The sequence below is a fragment of the Staphylococcus sp. HMSC62D11 genome, from assembly GCF_001839145.1.
GTDB lineage: Bacteria > Bacillota > Bacilli > Staphylococcales > Staphylococcaceae > Staphylococcus > Staphylococcus lugdunensis.
The window spans coordinates 17,223-35,871 of sequence record NZ_KV840176.1 but is presented as its reverse complement, the minus strand read 5'-3'; the positions used below and the strand labels follow the sequence as shown (position 1 = coordinate 35,871).

Below are 18,649 nucleotides of genomic sequence, written 5' to 3'. Positions count from 1 at the left end.
CAACATAAAAAAAGAGGGAGCGGAACAGCATTCATTATGAATTCGTCGTCCCGCCCCGACAAGGTTGACTAGGATTGAATAAAGCTTGGTATAAGCGTATTTTCAATCCAGTCAGCTACTGCCAAAATATTTAGTTCATAGCTTAAAACATAATTATGTCCTAGGCTCTTTCCGTTCGGACTTACCAACCAGATTGGGATTAGATCCTTTTTTATTATTTAAAAAAACATATAAAATTAAACCTACTAGGCCAGCGACTAGCATGCCACATATTCTTGGTATCCATATGTTTTGCATAATATTGTCTAAAATACTTGTTGTCAAAGAACCTAAAACTGCACTAAGCATAAATAATATAAATCAATTAAACGTATTCATTTAAATGTCCCCTTAACCGTATTATTTTAATAAGTTTTTCTTAAACACTTTGTGAATATCCATATTTTCATCTACGAGTGATTACAAGCTATAGATCCTCCAGCATAAAGTGTCCTAATACCTCATTCAATGGGACCACTAACACCTAGAGCTATCATCGCTCTTATTGTAGCAACAGTATACGCAAAATTTCCATTTATTACTGCTGGATGTGATACCTAAAAAACTCCCTATAACTGTAATTAGTCTTGAAGCATTTAACATTAAAATACCTTAAAAATATTAATAAATTTCAGTTTTAACATACCAAAATTATGAAATTTTTGCAAAATTGAAATAAATTAAAATCGTAAAAAATTGGCATAATTTTAATAAGTATAGTAATTTGAAAGTGATTATAATCAATAAATTTGGAGTTGATATTTTTCTCTGACACTTTTGCAAAATAAAATTATAGAAAAAGGAGGAGGAATCGCTCGTGTCTTCTAATTTTGTTATTGTAATAATTACAATACTAATGATTGTGTGTATTGATGCGATTTTTTACTATGTATCTAAAATAAAACATGCACCTAAAAAAATATTAATAACCATGGTCGCTTTTTTTGTCTCGATATTCTTAGTTTTCTTATTTATAATAGCGATACTTGAAATTGGAGCGATGGTTGATACCGGTCAATTATTTGTATAAGAAAAGGAGAGATAGCAATGAAAAAACGCATATTTTTATGTTTAATCTTTTTGCTCCCCATTGATTTCATCACTATTGCACTAGACTACCATTTCCAAGTAGGGTTGCTTTATGTTTACATACCTGCACTCATATTACCTGTTATTCTTACTTTCTGTTTTAAATGGGAAAAAGACTTTTGGCTCATATTATCAATGAAAGTATGCAGATTTATTATTTCATGGGGACTTGCTAAAATATTTATCGATTTCTTGAAGTCTGCAGATTATTATAAAATATTTGATGGTGCAGGTGCGATAATTAGCCTAGTAATTGGAGAAGAAATAATTTTTATTATCGCAATAACTGTGTTTTTGTTAAGTAAGGAAATTAAAAAGTTATTTATCACACAATAAATTTTTCATAAGAACTCAAAAACGCATCGTTTTATACTTATTAAGCCTCACATAAACAGCATATAAAGTTGAAATCCGATTTAAGAAGATAAACAAAAGGAAATCGGCATTCCATAAATCCGATTTCCTTAAGCGTATTTACAATGGTCATTGTTGTATATTTTTTAATTTATTGACCAGCATTTCTCTATATCAATTATTTATAGCATCTTTTCTTTAATGTAATCATAGTTACCTTCAAATTTTTCTAATGTTTTATTTTTTAATAAGTAAGTTGTATTAAATAACTTATTAAGGAAATATCTATCATGTGAAACTGTAATGATGGTTCCATTGAAGTCTAATAAAGCATCTTCTATGATTTCTTTGGCGTCTATATCCAAATGGTTTGTTGGTTCGTCTAAAACAAGTAAATTATAATCCGTGTTTACGAGTTGTGCCCATCTTAATCTTATTTTTTCTCCTCCGCTTAACTCATTAACTTTTTTAAATACATCTTTACCATAAAACATAAAATGAGCTAAAATATGTCTCGCTTGGTCTTCTGATACATTGACTTTTTTACGAAATGTGTGTAACAAAGTATCATTGCCATCCCTTTCAAATTCATGCTGTGAAAGATAACCAATTTTTAAATTACTTGCCGTTTTAATTGAACCTTTATCTATTGAAGTCAGCCCTAAAATTATTTTTAATAATGTTGTTTTTCCAGTACTATTATCTCCTATAATAGCAACATGTTCGCCTCTTCTGATTAACATATTTACGTTTCTAAATAATACATCATCATATGCTTTAGTAACATTTTCCATTTCAATCACTCTATTCGAGACGTTCATGCCTTCTTCTAGTGTTATATGCATCTTTTTTGAATCTAAAAGCGGTTTTTCTAAGCGTTGAATGCGATTTAAAGCTTTTTCCATACTTTTAGCTCGGCGAAACATTGCAGCATTAGGTGGCTTCGCTTGACTAGCCCATGTTCTTAATTGTTTGATTGATTCTTTCATTTTCTTTATTTTCTTTTGTTGCGTTTTATAGGCTTCGAATTCAATCAACAATCTTTTGTCTCTTTCTTCAACAAAATATGAATAATTTCCATTATAAAAATGAAGCTTTTTTTGATCTATTTCTATAATTTGATTAACTGTTTCATCTAAAAAGTAACGATCATGTGACACGATCACCGTAGCACTATCATTATTTTTTATATAGCTAGCCAACCATTCTATAGATTTAACATCGAGGTGATTTGTTGGCTCATCTAAAAGAAGCAAATCCATAGGCTTAATTAACATCTGTGCTATACCTACTTTAGTACGTTCTCCCCCTGATAAATCTCCCCACTTTGCTTTAAGTAAATGCGCGATATTTAAACCGTGAGTAACTTTACGTATTTTAGCATCTATCTCATACCCGCCATTTTCTTCATAATATGTCTGCAATTCACCATAGCGCGCCACTAATGAATTTATATTTTCTCTTTCTTCAATCATTTTAGTTTCAATTGTTTCCAGCTGTTTTGATATCGTATCTAATTCTTTAAATACAGATTTTATACATTGATAAACACTTTCACTTTTTTCATAATCAGGTATTTGATTTAAGTAACCTATCTTAATATCCTTCTTCCAACTAATCACACCAGTCGAAGGTCTTTCCATGCCAGAAAGTAGTTTTAATAAAGTGGTCTTCCCTTCACCATTACGACCTACTAATCCTAAAGTATCACCTGAATTAAGTGTTATTTTAATATGATTGAATAATATATCTTCCGTATATTTTTTAGAAATATTCGATGCATTTAGTATATTCATTTTTCTTCCTCCAATTTATCTATAAGGAAGAAATATATTGTGTCAGTTCCTTATAGATTGGTCATTAACTTCAAAATAGACAGACTCCGCCAATTTTGTAATTAAGATCGAAAATTTGTTGCGTATGATTTGTAAATATCTGCAACAATGAACTATAAGAAACATTTAGACACCTCCTCAAATGTAATTTATAAACATTTTACAATAAAAAAGGATTCACTTAAAGCGTATGCAGAGCATGATTATTAGTATGCTTATTTCGAAGATTTCTTTTCAATATTTTTTAAGGAAAATATCATTAATTAAATATTAATCAGCTTTATTACCTTAGTTCATCAATTGATATATCCAATCTGCGACATAAGTTTCTGTAAATGCAGCAAGTATAATTAATGGTAAGGTGAAAATAAAATATATTTTAATAACTTTAAATAGACTCTTTTTAAAAGGATAATTATCTTTCTTCTTTTTTCTAAACAGATTGGTTACTTTTCTTACAATGGCTTTGTTTAACATATATAAGCCACTTGCAAGAATACAATATGCCATGATTTCAAGCGTATAGTGTGGTATGTATGCAATGATTGCGGTAAATGCTTTGTGTAAATCAAAATTAAGAAAAATTCCAAACATGATTCCTGGTATAATAACTGAGATAACAATGTTTAACATATAAAGAAATGGTATCGGTATAAGTGCTAATATAAACATTTGAACTGGCACGAAACAACCATTATTTACTATAAAATGCCAAACTTTATTTAGCCCTTGGGGGTTACTACTTATATTCGTAGATGAATTCCCTAAATGTTTGACATCATTAATTGCAGGATGACAGAAATACGTAATGACTGTCGTTATCATCAATATAATTGTAGCTAAAGCGAATACTTTCAGTGCATGTTTATATACATTTTTATCTATTGATTTTATCAAAGTATCTCCTCCTATATTTATCATATTATCAAACACTCTAAAATTTTAAACTATTTAAAAACCAAAACAAAGTAAAATATTGTAACGTTGATTAATGTCATTATCCTGCTTTTTTAATTGCATGTGTTAAGCAAATTAAGTTTATCGATTATTGAACGAAATTAATCAACAACATATAACTTATTCTATAAAAGCCCTTATTTTCAAAACATTACAACAAGCCAAGCAAATTGGAGTGGGGCCCCAACAAAAAGGCTTTCCAAAAGAAAGGCAACGGACAAAGCAAGTTGGGGTGGGGCCCCAACAAAGAGAATTTCGATAAGAAATTCACCAAACAAAGCAAGTTGGGGTGACTAAGACAGTATCATAGACACACGAAACCATATCATACGAAGTACTATAAACAAAAAAGCCAGTAAATGCATTTACAAAAACGCATCTACTGGCTCATTTTTCTAGGATTAATATCCCAGCCTGTGCTCATTTGATTTAAGCCTTTACTTTAATATGACTCATTTTACCGGAAGTTTCTGAATTACTATAGAGTAGTTGATCAAATGATAAAATAATAGCTAACATGATAATCAATACATTAGAATTGAGATGGGGCTCCCCCATTGAACCAAAAATTTTGAAGCTTAAGAATACGAAACTCACAACTGCAATAACATATAAAATAATACTTATCACCATTGTGAATATCTCTGGAAAGATATAAGCACGTTTCTCAGTTTCTATTTGTTCAATGTTTAATCTTTTTCTTTTTCGCTTATCTATTAGCCATTTTATAATAAATATTAAAACCATCAATGCAATGATAATAAGCGGAGGATAATGTTTTAGAAAAAAATTGTCGACCACATTGGCTCTATAGTAAATGAACAATATCACGATGCCAATTAATGTTATCATCATATTTTTGACTTTGCTTTCCACCGATTGTTGTACTGTTGTTAAACTAAAGTATGCGTCATCACTGATTTCCATTAAACGATGCGGGAGAAGGTAATTCAATAATGGAAAAATGTAAGTTAATTTATTTCGATTAAGATCAATGACATAGTGCTTTTCTCCATCATGAATAATTTTATATTTGCTATTATTTTTAATTGAATCGATGGTTACATGCTTCATAACGAATCATTCCCTTTCCATTGAATTACGTTTGTATCATCAGTCTTGCAAGTATTTTAAACTTTTCAATTCATAGTCATTTCATATTATATAATAATTTCCCTAATATTTATCATATAAATTGATTTTTTTGTAAAATTTTAAGCTTTTCATGCATAGCTCACATTAAAAAAACCAAATGAACACCGTCTTATGTATACATAGACGATAGTCATTTGGCTTCTCCGTATTTATTCTGGTCGAACGTTGCGCTTCATTTTCACGTATTGAGAAATACTGTATAATGCAATGCCAATCCAGATAAAGATAAATGTAATAAATTGATGAATATCAAATGGTTCTTTGAAGACAAAGATGCCCAGTAAGAAAATAATAGTTGGGCTAACATACTGAATAAATCCTGTTAACGATAATGGTATGCGACGCGCACCTGCTGAGAACAAGATTAATGGCACTGCTGTTACCGCACCTGAGAATAGCAACCAGAATGATGCCATATTGATACCTACTGAAGTATGGTGTATTTGCCATAAGTAAATGATATAAATGAGTCCTGCTGGTGCTGTCACAATACATTCAATGGCAATACCCGTCATAGCATCTACACGAACTAATTTTTTCAATAAGCCGTAAATGCCAAATGAGAAAGCCAACATGAGTGAAATCATTGGAAATTCCCCTACTCGAATGGTCATATAAAGCACACCAATTGCGGCAAATACAATGGCTAATGACTCAAATTTATTAAACCTTTCTTTTAGAAAAATAAATGCCAATAAAATACTTACGAGTGGGTTGATATAATAACCTAAACTGGTTTGTAGCACATGTCCATTTGACACAGCCCAAATAAATGTCCCCCAATTAAGCGTAATAACATAACCAGCGACAATAATGGCAATAAGCTGTATCGGTGTCGCAAATAAGTGTGTTAAATCACGTTTAAATGCCGTACTTTGTTTGAGTATGTAAATCATGATAATCATAAAGATCATTGATAAGATAATTCGATACGCTAGAATTTCAAAAGCGCTGATATTGCCAATGAGCCTCCAATAAATAGGTAAAATTCCCCATAATAAATGCGCACCTAACGCAAACAGTACGCCTTTTTTAAATTCAATATTGGAATTCATAACTAAACCTCCTAACACAATTCCCCTGGAAATAAGTCTCAATAATATTATGTTATCAATAGTTATGACATTTTAGTATACTTCCTGCTCAAAAAATTAAAATTTGTCATACTATACAACTATGATTAGGTCATGTCATCTTTATACTGACATTAAAATCGTATGGTCAATCAATGACATATAAATATTCAATATTTTAGCAACACACTAGATAGAACAAGCCCTGGGGCCTCAACAAAAAGAATTTCAATAAGAAATTCCACAAGCACAGCAAGTTGGGGTGGGGCCCCAACAAAGAGGCTTTCGAAAAAAAGCCAACATACAACGCAAGTTGGGGGGGCCTCAACAAAGAGGCTTTCAATAAGAAATTCCACAAGCACAGAAAAATTGGCTAAACCAGTTTTTTCTAGCAACGCAAACCAGCCCTTAAGCAAGCGAACCAATCATCATAAGCATTGAATTATAAAGGAAGCACAAAGACGATTTTTAATGTCAAATCATCTTTGTGCTATTATTTTGATATTTATGTTCTAGCCTATAATAAATCATGTATCCTAATGATAAATTTTATTGCCGGCTGCTTGGAATTCTTTCGCTTTTTCTTTCATACCTGCTAGCTGTTCTTTGTATGAATCACGAATATCATGTGATAATTTCATTGAACAGAATTTAGGACCACACATACTACAGAAGTGTGCAATTTTCGCAGATTCTGATGGCAACGTTTCATCATGGAATTCTCTTGCGCGATCTGGATCTAATGACAAATTGAATTGGTCTATCCAACGAAATTCGAATCGCGCTTTACTAATTGCATCATCACGCACAGTAGCACCTGGTAACCCTTTTGCTAAATCTGCGGCATGGGCTGCTATTTTATAAGTAACTACACCGTCTCTCACATCATCTTTATTTGGTAAGCCAAGATGCTCTTTCGGTGTAACGTAACATAACATTGCTGTGCCATGACTTGCGATTTGAGCCGCACCAATTGCCGATGTAATATGGTCATACGCTGGCGCGATATCTGTAACTAATGGTCCTAATGTGTAGAACGGTGCTTCCTTACAATAGAAATCTGCTAAGTCTTGGTTCTCTTTAATCTTATGCATTGGAATATGTCCGGGACCTTCAATCATAACTTGAACATCATGTTTCCATGCAATTTCAGTTAGCTCTCCTAATGTTTTTAACTCTGAAATTTGACTTTCATCATTGGCATCATAAATGGAACCTGGGCGCAAACCATCTCCGAGTGAAATTGCCACATCATATTGATTTAAAATTTTACAAATATCTTCAAAATGCGTGTATAAGAAGCTTTCTTCGTGATGTGCCAGACACCATTGTGCAATGATTGAACCGCCGCGTGAGACAATGCCGGTTAAGCGATCGACAGTTAACGGAATATAGTGTAATAGCAAGCCAGCATGAATGGTAAAGTAATCAACACCTTGCTCCGCTTGTTCAATAAGTGTATCGCGATATACTTCCCAAGTTAAATCTTCCGCCACGCCATTCACTTTTTCTAGAGCTTGATAAATGGGTACAGTCCCAACCGGAACTGGTGAATTACGAATCAAATATTCCCGTGTTGAATGTATATTTTTACCGGTTGATAAATCCATCATCGTATCTGTCCCCCAATGAATTGCCCAAACGAGCTTTTCAATTTCTGCTTCTATCGATGATGACACGACCGAATTACCGATATTGGCATTGACTTTAACGGCAAAGTTTTTCCCGATAATCATCGGTTCTGATTCTGGATGATTAACATTATTAGGAATAATTGCACGTCCTCTAGCGATTTCATCTCTGACAAATTCGGGTTCTACCTGTTCACGAACCGCAACAAATTTCATTTCTTTCGTGATGATGCCTTGTTTCGCATAATGCATTTGTGTCACATTTCCACCTTGTTTGGCACGCTTCGGTTGATATTGAAAAGGATGTGCCACATAATTTTTATGGCCTTCCTTTTTAAAACCGTTATCGATAGATTGTATTTTTCGTCCTTTATAGCTTTCAACATCTTGTCGTGCATCAATCCATGACTTTCTAAGCTGAGGAATACCACTGTCAATGTTCACATCATAGTTATCGTCATGATAAGGTCCAGCAGTGTCATAGACGGTAATAGGATCGTTGTGAAATGCATCGTTCTCTAATTGCGTATCCGATAATTCAATTTGACGAAATGGCACTGCAATATCGTCATCACTTCCCTTTTTAAAAATACGTTTGCTTGCCGGAAAATTCTTTTTAAAACGAATCATTTCTTGTTTCATATAAACAGCCTCCTAGATGCTAGACGTGTTTAATATTACTTTGAGAGAAATCCACACAAAAAAGCATTCAGCCTAATACTGAATGCATAAGAAAATAAGCGAATTTATACAAAAAACATATATGTATCAGATAATAGCCAATATCTTTAAAATATTGGTATTTTAACTTGAGTTAACGATATGCCCTATATCTATAACTAACTCTCGTGTTTACTGTACAATCTGTTCTGGCAAAAAGTAAGCAACAGACTACGAGTGAAACACATGCTTAAATAAACTGATAAACATGATGATGTTTTCATTCTTTAGTATAAATGGCTCACTTGCTTCCCTACGCTAGTATTATCTAGATCAGGTTAAAAGGGTTGGAGAAATTCTCCTTTCAGCAAATCAAAGCACCCCTAGCAGATGATATTATGTTGCAGGTATAATTATACCAAACGTGTCATTTTCCTTCAAACCGCTATAAAATAGCACATTTATCTTAGATTATTAAGTTGATAGTGATTCTATGGTCATCAATGTCGTCGTATCCCTCAATCTGTCAATGTGATAATTTTATTATCTATTGTTTGAAAGCATTCGTATCATTGCCTTGATAACTATTTAGATAGACAATTTGTAATCATCAGAAATCAATTCATTCTAAATAAAAAGAAGCCCCACTTCTACTTTGCTAAGCGGGGGTTCTTTTTCAAAATGAAACATCTCTTGCACCTACAGCAACTTATGTTGTTTCAATAATTGCTCTATATATGTGCCTTTTATTTTTTTCAAGAAAGCATTAAGGGCAACTTGTTTTAGTTTCTTTTGCTCGACCAGTTCAACCAAGCCTTTACCGTCATTGAGTTCGTACATCGCGTCCATTAAGACACGTAAATCAAATTCTGTCGCAACAACTTCTGGGACACCTCGATCTATGTTCAACAATTTATATACGGCTTCCATAGCAGTTCTTACTGAATATTCTGTAGTAAAGACCGTATCTCTCTCTGTTTCTGCAAAATTACCAATAAATGCTAAATTGCGTGATTGATGTGGCACAACAAGTGGTCTATCACCTATAGCTCTTGGCATAAAATATGAGCAAATATAAGGCATATAAACTGGTATGCTATTACATTGGTTTTGAGCAAGATCCTTAATTTGATTGGTAGGCACACCCATATGATATAACCATTCCTGGCAAATTTCGTTACCACTACATTCCACAATCGGCTTGTTGATATAATCCCCTTTGACATTAGAATAGAGTGCATAAATCCATACACTCACCTCATCTTTAGGTTGTGCTTTAAATTGTTGTTGGCGATTAACAGTAAAACTCATTTGCCATGCCGAATCATTAACCGTAATAATACCTCCAGTTACCGTCTTGCCGGCAAGGGGATCTCTCTTGCATATGCTTTCGATAGTATCAATGATTCTCTTATTATTTGTCGTTGCAGTTGCTGACACAAACCAACTTTTTTCAGGTAAATCTTGATAGAACTTTTCAGGGTGACCAAACTCAGGGCTTTGTTTAGCAAGATTACGCCATAAGTTCCAACTGCCTCCTGTGACTTTCGTAGGAGGTGCTGGGGTTTCATTATCTCCATAAGTTGAGCTTTCAGTAATACTACCATTTGTCACAAAGACGAGGTCATTCGGCGTCAATAGCATTGTCTCCTCTTTGCCTTGACGTTTAAGTTTCATTTCGCGAGCAACCTTCTCTGTCGTTGTAACATCTACTTTAATATCAAGTACTTGAACATCATATTCAAACTGTACACCATGGGATTCTAGATAGGCAATCATAGGCAATACTAGTGATTCATATTGATTATATTTTGTAAACTTAAGGGCACTGAAATCTGCTAATCCACCAATGTGATGCACAAAGCGCATTAAATAGCGGCGCATTTCCATCGCAGAATGCCATGGTTCAAAGGCGAACATCGTCTTCCAATAAATCCAAAAGTTCGAATTCATAAAATCTTTTGAAAAGACCTCAGAAATCATCACATCATTTAAATCTTCTTCTGTCATCAAGCATAAATCTATCATTTCTTTGATTGCTTGTTTCGTTAAAGTGAAGTCACCATCCGTTGGTAACTGATGACCTCTTTTTTCAATCACACGGCATCTTGAGTAATTGGGATCTTCTTTATTTAACCAATAAAACTCATCTAATACAGAAGCCCCCTCTACTTCAAGTGATGGAATAGATCTAAATAAATCCCATAGACATTCGAAATGATTCTCCATTTCTCTTCCGCCACGTACGACATAGCCTTTCATAGGAAGTTCATCTCCATCTAAACTTCCACCAGGTTTAGCTAATTCTTCTAACACATGGATTTTTGCCCCATCCATTTGCCCGTCTCTAACTAAGAAACATGCAGCTGCTAAAGATGCTAATCCTGATCCAATTAAATAAGCTGACTTTTGTTCTACGTTTTCAGGTTTTTTTGGTCGCGCAAACGCTTCATAATTTCCATTACTATAGTACATTGATATCACTTCCAAAATTTGTCATATTTTTTAATTTTAAAGATGAAAAGTAGTAAACTATAAGTAATTATTCAGAAAATAAATCTACCCTTCTCTTATATTATAAATAGATGAAGGTCTATTATTGTGAGGCATTTATATGTGTCTGTAACTTAAGCGACATTTACGAAAAATTGTCCTATATCGTATTGGGAGTGAATATAATGAATAAACAAGATTTACGTGTGCAAAAAACACATCAAGCACTCATGACAGCTTTTCATCAACTGCTAAAAACAAAGACTTTTGAACAAATCACGATTCAGGATTTATGTCATAAAGCAAATATTAGACGGTCAACCTTTTATCGCCACTTTAATGATAAATACCATTTACTTAATCATGTCGTCGGGATTTTGATTGACCATTTCAGAGAACTGTACTTACCTGAAATTAATCCAGATAACCCAAGACAATTTTTTGAAAAGCTTATGACTGATATTTTAACATTTATTCATCATCATAAAGATACGGTTCGTAGCGTTATTACTTTAAATTTTTACGGAGAAGTTTATAACATTTTTTATGATCAAATCTACGCAGCAGTAAAGAAGCAAATCGATTTTGATAAACAAAATGGTCAATTTTATGTAGACGTCACGATTTATAGTGAGTTTTTAACGGGTGGTATTTTAAGTGTTATTACAAATTGGATTCAACATGGTCAACAACAACCTATCGATAAAGTAGTAAATGAAATTGTAACAATTATTTGTGGTGCTAGAGAAATCCATTTGAAGAAATTGAAATAACGTAAAAAAATTTTTAATCCCCAATAGAGACAGACTCAGTAGAATTTGTCTTTATTGGGGATACATTATAACCATTTCATTATGAATAACATGTTTTATTTTTAAAGGTTAATTTATGAATCATTTTTTGTCGGCTTCCATAGTCGGTTAATTCATTTCTGGTATAAGCGTGCGTTTTTTGAACATTCACTTTACGCTTCTTGCATGTTTTTGCATCACTTAATTTTCATTTGACATTTTTCCCGCAAACAACACGAGCCACGTGGCAAAAATAAATGGTGCCGTTAATATAGGTAATCCAACTGGCGTAAGCAACGTTGCTAGGGCACCATGCATCACAATCGTTAACAGCAATCCTGTGATAACTGCAATATACTTATTCAATTTAGTCATGAATGTTGCACCTAAAGCAATCCCTGTAAGGACAGCATTATATCCATATAAACCATTTGCGATGGTTGGATAATCTCCACCTAATAATGCAATACATGCAACTGCAAATATACTTGAAATTAGCGCATATACTCCACCCTTAATTGAACCTAAAAAGATACCAATCAATATCAACACACTACCACCAATAGATGTCACTAAGAAAATTTCACTAAAATTCGTCGTTATGCCACTTAACCAACTTATATGATGGTGGCTAATCACTGGATGTTTAACATGTAGGGGTAAAATATCAACAGTAACACTTAATGTTGAAAACTGAGTCGTCATTGCTAGGATTAACCAAGTCATTAAGACAAATGGAAAGGTTAACATAGGAACGCCATAAGACTTTAAAAATTCACGTGTAGCAGCACCTACTGGCAACGTTAAAATAACACTAATAACTAAAACAATCCAAGCGATAGTGGTTGATTGTAAGAATAACGCCAGTCCAATCGCTGTTAGTACTGAGTTATAACCTGCTAATCCATTGTGAATTTCCTCGGCACTATAATTAAAATATGGTGCCAACAAAACTGACAATGCACTGCCTAATACTGCAGCTAAACCCAATTCCCAATCCGCCACAAATAATCCAATCAAAATAAATAATCCAGTCCATTTACTATTAATCAAGACTACTTGAGCAATGTTCTTCAAAAACACATCTATTTTTTCCACAAACTCACCTTATTTATAAATTTTTGAGATAATACAAATTTTAGCATTTTAATGCTGTGAAAAAAATATTTTTGTATTAGTTATAATTTTATAACAGCAATTTGATGTATAAAAATTTATTAAAAATAGTAAAATACTTGTTAAACTCCTTTAGTAGTTCTAATATGGTTTATGCACTTAAATTTAAATTTAGAAAGAAGGAATTGATTTGCACTTTACACAGCGTGAGCAAGATAAATTAATGATAGTTGTTGCCGCAGAAGTAGCAAGACGCCGTAAAGCACGAGGCTTGAAGCTTAATCACCCTGAAGCACTTGCCCTGATTAGTGATGAATTATTAGAAGGGGCTCGGGATGGCAAAACAGTAGCTGAGCTTATGAGTTATGGTAAAACAATTCTAAATGAAGAGGATGTTATGGATGGCGTAGCAAGTATGATAACTGAGCTTGAAATAGAAGCGACGTTCCCAGACGGCACGAAACTTATCACTGTCCATCACCCTATTGTATAAGGAGGCAAATTTATGATTCCTGGAGAAATTAAAGTCAAAAACACTGATATAGAAATTAATCAAGGTCATCCAGAAACTGTTCTTACAGTTAAAAATACTGGTGATCGTCCTATCCAAGTTGGTTCTCACTTTCACTTTTATGAAGCAAATAAAGCTTTAAAATTTGAACGTGAAAAAGCTTATGGCAAACATTTAGACATTCCAGCAGGTGCAGCCGTTCGGTTTGAACCAGGTGACGAAAAAAAAGTACAACTTGTTGAATATGCTGGTCATCGTAATATCTATGGTTTCAGAGGTATGGTCAATGGCAAAATTGATGAAACACGCGTCTATCGCCCTACTGGTGAGCATGATAGCTATGCTGGTGTCTTCAATGACCAAGGTGAAGAAAACCTTAATAAAAAAGGAGGACAAGATTAATGAGCTTTAAAATGACGCAATCTCAATATACAAGCTTGTACGGACCAACTGTAGGTGACTCAGTACGACTTGGTGATACTAATTTATTTGCACAAGTTGAAAAAGATTATGCCAATTATGGTGATGAAGCGACATTTGGTGGCGGTAAATCTATCCGTGATGGCATGGCACAAAACCCAAACGTCACTCGAGATGATCGCAAAGTGGCTGATTTAGTGCTAACGAACGCCCTTATCATTGATTACGATAAAGTTGTAAAAGCAGATATTGGCGTTAAAAATGGCTATATTATGGGTATTGGTAAAGCCGGTAACCCTGATATTATGGACAATGTAGACATTATTATTGGTGCAACCACAGATATCATCGCTGCTGAAGGTAAAATCGTAACTGCAGGTGGCATTGATACACACGTGCACTTTATTAATCCTGAACAAGCTGAAGTTGCACTTGAAAGTGGTATTACAACACACATTGGTGGTGGCACAGGTGCTTCTGAAGGAACGAAAGCAACAACAGTGACACCAGGTCCTTGGCATATCCATCGCATGTTAGAAGTAGCTGAAGCGCTACCAATTAATGTCGGGTTCACTGGCAAAGGTCAAGCAGTCAATCATACAGCTTTAATTGAACAAATACATGCTGGTGCCATTGGCCTCAAAGTACATGAAGACTGGGGAGCAACACCTTCAGCATTGCGTCACGCATTAGATGTTGCAGATGAATTTGATGTACAAATTGCTTTACATGCTGACACCTTAAATGAAGCTGGCTTCATGGAAGATACAATGGCAGCCGTAAAAGATCGTGTACTTCATATGTACCATACTGAAGGCGCTGGTGGTGGACATGCACCCGACTTAATCAAATCCGCATCATATCCAAATATTTTACCGTCCTCTACGAATCCTACATTACCATATACACAAAATACAGTTGATGAACATTTAGACATGGTCATGATTACACATCATTTGAACGCTTCAATTCCAGAAGACATTGCATTTGCTGATTCCCGTATTAGAAAAGAAACCATTGCTGCCGAAGATGTCCTTCAAGACATGGGTGTCTTCAGTATGATTAGCTCTGATTCTCAAGCGATGGGACGTGTGGGCGAAGTGATTATACGAACTTGGCAAGTCGCACATCGTATGAAAGAACAACGCGGTGTTTTAGAAGGCGATACAGAATATAACGACAATCATCGTATTAAACGTTATATCGCAAAATACACAATTAACCCTGCCATTACACATGGTATTTCTGATTATGTGGGTTCAATCGAAAGTGGAAAATTAGCTGATTTAGTCATGTGGGATCCTATCTTCTTTGGCGTTAAACCTGAGCTTGTAGTTAAAGGTGGTTTAATCAATTCTGCTGTCAACGGTGATGCCAATGGTTCTATACCAACATCAGAACCTCAAAAATATCGTAAAATGTATGGCCAATATGGTACAAACATGCAACATACAGCCATTACATTTGTTTCTACCACGGCTTATGAAAATGGTATTTATAATCTGCTTAACTTGAAACGTATGGTACGTCCAGTACATGGTATACGTAACTTATCCAAAAAAGATATGAAGCATAACCACGCAACACCAAAATTAGACGTAGATCCACAAACATACGAAGTATTTGTTGACGGTGAAAAAATTACAAGTGAAGCTGCGACTGAATTACCACTAACTCAAAGATACTTCTTATTCTAGGAGGATATGTTAATGATTATTGAAGAAATACAAGGCAATATTGCTAATCTTACTGCAGAAGAAAAAAGTAAACATATTGAAAAAGTGTACCTTGAAAATTCAGACTTGGTTAAACGTATTCAACGCGTGACAACAGATCATGGCACTGAACTTGGTATTCGTTTAAGACAGCCTATCGATCTACAATATGGCGATATTTTATATCAAGATGAGACGAATATGATTGTCGTAGATGTTAACTCGGAAGACTTACTTGTTATTCAACCACGCACATTACAAGAAATGGGAGACATTGCGCATCAACTCGGTAATCGTCACCTACCAGCACAATTTACTGAAACTGAAATGCTTGTCCAATATGACTATTTAGTAGAAGACTTACTTAAAACATTAGGTATCCCCTATAGTCATGAAGATCGAAAAGTAAATAAAGCATTTAGACATATAGGACATTCGCATGATTGATCATTCACATTTAAGACTATTCCAGTTTTGTGATTCACAGTTTCCAACAGGTGCGTTCAGTCATTCATTTGGGCTTGAAACTTATATTCAACGCGATGCAGTTAAAGATGCTGCAACATTTAAAGCATGGTTACAATTATTCTTAGATGAACAATTGACTTATTCAGATGGCTTAGCTATGCGCCTCGTTTATCAAGCTTTGGAAGATGGAGATACCGAGAAACTATTAAAAGTCGATCGCTTAATCTTTGTACAAAGTCTCCCTCGCGAAACACGCGTAGGCGCCAAACAAATGGGTACGCGCATGGCGAAATTAGCCAATGAGCTTTATGACAGTGAATGGATGGCTTGGTATCTTAAGCAAATGGCTGAGAAGCAAGCTAAGTTGCATCCAGCTATCTGTTTCACCATATTAGGACATTATTTAGGTGTAAATATCGAAACAATTATTGATTATTATCTTTATCAAAATGTTTCCAGTTTGACTCAAAATGCAGTCCGTGCCATTCCACTTGGCCAAACAACGGGTCAACAAGTTGTGAAAGACTTGATTCCTTATATCGAACATACGCGACAACATATTTTCACATTAAATGAGGAAGATTTCGGTATTACAGCACCGGGTCTAGAGTTGAACCAAATGGAGCATGAAAATGTTAATGTGAGAATTTTTATTTCTTAGGAGGTTATAAGTTATGGCAAATCCAATTAAAATTGGTATTGGCGGTCCTGTTGGTGCAGGTAAAACACAATTAGTTGAAAAAATAGTGCGCCGCCTGTCTAAAGATTTAAGTATCGGGGTTATTACTAATGACATTTATACGAAAGAAGACCAAAAAATATTAGTGAATACTGGCGTATTAGCTGAAGATAGAATTATTGGTGTTGAAACAGGCGGTTGTCCACATACAGCCATCCGTGAAGATGCTTCAATGAACTTTGCAGCCATTGATGAGTTGTTAGAACGCAATGAGGATATCGAGCTAATCTTCATCGAATCTGGCGGCGATAATTTAGCAGCAACATTTAGTCCTGAACTCGTTGATTTTTCTATTTACATTATTGATGTGGCCCAAGGTGAAAAGATTCCACGTAAAGGTGGACAAGGTATGATTAAATCTGACTACTTTGTAATTAATAAAACAGATTTAGCTGAATTTGTTGGTGCGTCTTTAGATCAAATGGCCGAAGATACAAAAACATTTCGTGGTAATCGACCTTTTACCTTTACAAATCTTAAAACCGATAATGGTTTAGATGATGTGATTGAATGGATTGAACGTGATGTATTACTTAAAGGATTAGCTTGATGGCTGATAAAGCAAAGCAAGACATCGAACCATCTTGGACAGGTCAGCTCGATTTAACTGTCTTTCATAATGGCAAGCGTTCGGTTGCACGCAATATCTTCTTTGAAAAGGCATTAAAAGTGATGCGCCCTGTCTATTTAAATCAATCTAAAATTCCCACGTTCTATATTGTTAATGTGGGTGGCGGCTATCTAGATGGCGATCGCTATCGTATGAATATTAATATTGATAACGGGGCAGCAGTCACGCTTACATCACAAGGTGCCACGAAAATATATAAAACATTAAGCGATCGCGTTGAACAGTATCAAACGTTTAACATTGCGCAAGATGGCTACATGGAATACGTTGCAGATCCTATTATCGCTTATGAAAATGCGAAGTTTTTCCAACATAACGTATTTAACTTAAAAGATAATGCCTCTATGTTTTATACAGATATATTAACACCTGGTTATTCAACAACTGACAAGAACTTTACGTATCATTATATGCATTTAATTAATGAAATCTATATAGATGAAGCATTAGTCACTTATGATAATTTACTCATGGATCCAAACAAAACCAATATGAATTCAATTGGTTATATGGAGCACTATACGCATATAGGGTCAGCTTATTGTATTCACCCGAATATAACACAAAAGCTTATCGATGAGGTCTATGCCCAGATTAAAGATTTTACACAAACGTATGATTGTCGACTTGGTATTACACAATTGCCAACACACGGTTTTACCGTTCGCGTGCTCTCAAACATGACTCAAGACATTGAGACAATTCTATATAACGTTCAAGCTTATATCGCAGATAAATTATATCATCGTAAGCTAGATTTCTTAAGAAAATATTAAACTCAAGAACAAGCACCTTATCGTTGATATTATTTCTAACAATAAGGTGCTTGATTTTATGAATGGCGATGATTTATAATTTTCAGCTTATGTTTGCGATATAAACTTTTTAACAATTTAAAATAAGCGTGAGTCTAGGACATCATTATATTTTAGACTCTGATATTGGCAGTAGTTGACTGGATTGAAAATACGC

General features: G+C 34.3%; 17 protein-coding genes and 1 riboswitch. Of the genes, 10 read left to right on the top strand and 7 right to left on the bottom strand.

Annotated features, from left to right (window positions below; genetic code table 11):
* Positions 1–856 precede the first annotated feature (856 nt).
* Positions 857–1,069 carry a hypothetical protein gene (locus HMPREF3267_RS00540; protein WP_002478737.1) on the top strand — a complete coding sequence of 71 codons (213 nt, stop codon included), beginning with the start codon at positions 857–859 and terminating at the stop codon, positions 1,067–1,069.
* Positions 1,070–1,086: 17 nt separating this feature from the next.
* Complete coding sequence (locus HMPREF3267_RS00535) at positions 1,087–1,464, top strand: hypothetical protein (RefSeq protein ID WP_002492831.1); 378 nt, start codon at positions 1,087–1,089, stop codon at positions 1,462–1,464.
* Positions 1,465–1,664: 200 nt separating this feature from the next.
* Here HMPREF3267_RS00535 and abc-f read toward each other — a convergent pair whose 3' ends face one another.
* The 6 genes from abc-f to HMPREF3267_RS00500 form a co-directional block, all read right to left on the bottom strand.
* Complete coding sequence (gene abc-f / locus HMPREF3267_RS00530; RefSeq protein WP_070823815.1) at positions 1,665–3,278, bottom strand: ribosomal protection-like ABC-F family protein; 1,614 nt, start codon at positions 3,276–3,278, stop codon at positions 1,665–1,667.
* Positions 3,279–3,605: 327 nt separating this feature from the next.
* On the bottom strand, positions 3,606–4,238 hold the full coding sequence (locus HMPREF3267_RS00525; RefSeq protein WP_081095646.1) for a stage II sporulation protein M: 633 nt from the start codon (positions 4,236–4,238) through the stop codon (positions 3,606–3,608).
* 465 nt (positions 4,239–4,703) lie between these two features.
* Entirely contained in the window at positions 4,704–5,348 is a 645-nt protein-coding gene (locus HMPREF3267_RS00520) for a DUF443 domain-containing protein (RefSeq protein WP_002478733.1), read from the bottom strand.
* A 230-nt stretch (positions 5,349–5,578) separates the two neighbouring features.
* Positions 5,579–6,484 (bottom strand): EamA family transporter RarD, encoded by a 906-nt coding sequence (gene rarD, locus HMPREF3267_RS00515; RefSeq protein WP_002478732.1) that lies wholly within the window; start codon positions 6,482–6,484, stop codon positions 5,579–5,581.
* A 554-nt stretch (positions 6,485–7,038) separates the two neighbouring features.
* Positions 7,039–8,775: a phosphomethylpyrimidine synthase ThiC gene (thiC, locus tag HMPREF3267_RS00505; RefSeq protein ID WP_002460231.1), complete on the bottom strand. Its 1,737-nt coding sequence runs from the start codon at positions 8,773–8,775 to the stop codon at positions 7,039–7,041.
* A 311-nt stretch (positions 8,776–9,086) separates the two neighbouring features.
* Positions 9,087–9,188, bottom strand: a riboswitch (TPP riboswitch).
* A gap of 304 nt (positions 9,189–9,492) precedes the next feature.
* Positions 9,493–11,268 (bottom strand): oleate hydratase, encoded by a 1,776-nt coding sequence (locus tag HMPREF3267_RS00500; RefSeq protein WP_062078015.1) that lies wholly within the window; start codon positions 11,266–11,268, stop codon positions 9,493–9,495.
* Between the two features lie 203 nt (positions 11,269–11,471).
* Between HMPREF3267_RS00500 and HMPREF3267_RS00495 the strand changes: the two genes are divergently transcribed.
* On the top strand, positions 11,472–12,059 hold the full coding sequence (locus tag HMPREF3267_RS00495) for a TetR/AcrR family transcriptional regulator (protein ID WP_002478730.1): 588 nt from the start codon (positions 11,472–11,474) through the stop codon (positions 12,057–12,059).
* A gap of 219 nt (positions 12,060–12,278) precedes the next feature.
* Here the strand turns inward: HMPREF3267_RS00495 and yut are convergent, their stop codons facing one another.
* A complete protein-coding gene (yut, locus tag HMPREF3267_RS00490; protein ID WP_062078017.1) occupies positions 12,279–13,175 on the bottom strand; it encodes an urea transporter in 897 nt (298 codons plus the stop codon).
* A gap of 208 nt (positions 13,176–13,383) precedes the next feature.
* On the opposite strand from yut, the gene HMPREF3267_RS00485 reads away from it, so the two are divergent.
* The 7 genes from HMPREF3267_RS00485 to HMPREF3267_RS00455 are packed head-to-tail and all read left to right on the top strand — an operon-like array spanning position 13,384 to position 18,453.
* Positions 13,384–13,686, top strand: a complete 303-nt coding sequence (locus tag HMPREF3267_RS00485) for an urease subunit gamma (RefSeq protein WP_002492818.1) — start codon at positions 13,384–13,386, stop codon at positions 13,684–13,686.
* Between the two features lie 12 nt (positions 13,687–13,698).
* Positions 13,699–14,106: an urease subunit beta gene (locus HMPREF3267_RS00480; RefSeq protein WP_002478727.1), complete on the top strand. Its 408-nt coding sequence runs from the start codon at positions 13,699–13,701 to the stop codon at positions 14,104–14,106.
* Positions 14,106–15,821 (top strand): urease subunit alpha, encoded by a 1,716-nt coding sequence (gene ureC, locus HMPREF3267_RS00475; RefSeq protein WP_070823816.1) that lies wholly within the window; start codon positions 14,106–14,108, stop codon positions 15,819–15,821. Before HMPREF3267_RS00480 ends, ureC begins: the two co-directional genes overlap by 1 nt.
* Before the next feature lie 12 nt (positions 15,822–15,833).
* Entirely contained in the window at positions 15,834–16,286 is a 453-nt protein-coding gene (gene ureE, locus HMPREF3267_RS00470) for an urease accessory protein UreE (protein WP_002460241.1), read from the top strand.
* Positions 16,279–16,968 carry an urease accessory protein UreF gene (locus HMPREF3267_RS00465; RefSeq protein WP_062078021.1) on the top strand — a complete coding sequence of 230 codons (690 nt, stop codon included), beginning with the start codon at positions 16,279–16,281 and terminating at the stop codon, positions 16,966–16,968. The genes ureE and HMPREF3267_RS00465 overlap by 8 nt, the downstream gene beginning before the upstream one ends.
* A gap of 13 nt (positions 16,969–16,981) precedes the next feature.
* Entirely contained in the window at positions 16,982–17,596 is a 615-nt protein-coding gene (gene ureG / locus HMPREF3267_RS00460; protein WP_002478724.1) for an urease accessory protein UreG, read from the top strand.
* Positions 17,596–18,453, top strand: coding sequence for an urease accessory protein UreD (locus HMPREF3267_RS00455; RefSeq protein WP_002478723.1), 858 nt, complete (start codon positions 17,596–17,598; stop codon positions 18,451–18,453). The genes ureG and HMPREF3267_RS00455 overlap by 1 nt, the downstream gene beginning before the upstream one ends.
* Positions 18,454–18,649: the final 196 nt, after the last annotated feature.

Bases quoted from the DNA above. Each gene is read 5' to 3' on its own strand.
- HMPREF3267_RS00535 (WP_002492831.1), top strand. From the start codon at position 1,087: ATGAAAAAACGCATATTTTTATGTTTAATCTTTTTGCTCCCCATTGAT.
- abc-f (WP_070823815.1), bottom strand. From the start codon at position 3,278: ATGAATATACTAAATGCATCGAATATTTCTAAAAAATATACGGAAGAT.
- HMPREF3267_RS00525 (WP_081095646.1), bottom strand. From the start codon at position 4,238: ATGATAAATATAGGAGGAGATACTTTGATAAAATCAATAGATAAAAAT.
- HMPREF3267_RS00520 (WP_002478733.1), bottom strand. From the start codon at position 5,348: ATGAAGCATGTAACCATCGATTCAATTAAAAATAATAGCAAATATAAA.
- rarD (WP_002478732.1), bottom strand. From the start codon at position 6,484: ATGAATTCCAATATTGAATTTAAAAAAGGCGTACTGTTTGCGTTAGGT.
- thiC (WP_002460231.1), bottom strand. From the start codon at position 8,775: ATGAAACAAGAAATGATTCGTTTTAAAAAGAATTTTCCGGCAAGCAAA.
- HMPREF3267_RS00500 (WP_062078015.1), bottom strand. From the start codon at position 11,268: ATGTACTATAGTAATGGAAATTATGAAGCGTTTGCGCGACCAAAAAAA.
- HMPREF3267_RS00495 (WP_002478730.1), top strand. From the start codon at position 11,472: ATGAATAAACAAGATTTACGTGTGCAAAAAACACATCAAGCACTCATG.
- HMPREF3267_RS00480 (WP_002478727.1), top strand. From the start codon at position 13,699: ATGATTCCTGGAGAAATTAAAGTCAAAAACACTGATATAGAAATTAAT.
- ureC (WP_070823816.1), top strand. From the start codon at position 14,106: ATGAGCTTTAAAATGACGCAATCTCAATATACAAGCTTGTACGGACCA.
- ureE (WP_002460241.1), top strand. From the start codon at position 15,834: ATGATTATTGAAGAAATACAAGGCAATATTGCTAATCTTACTGCAGAA.
- HMPREF3267_RS00465 (WP_062078021.1), top strand. From the start codon at position 16,279: ATGATTGATCATTCACATTTAAGACTATTCCAGTTTTGTGATTCACAG.
- ureG (WP_002478724.1), top strand. From the start codon at position 16,982: ATGGCAAATCCAATTAAAATTGGTATTGGCGGTCCTGTTGGTGCAGGT.
- HMPREF3267_RS00455 (WP_002478723.1), top strand. From the start codon at position 17,596: ATGGCTGATAAAGCAAAGCAAGACATCGAACCATCTTGGACAGGTCAG.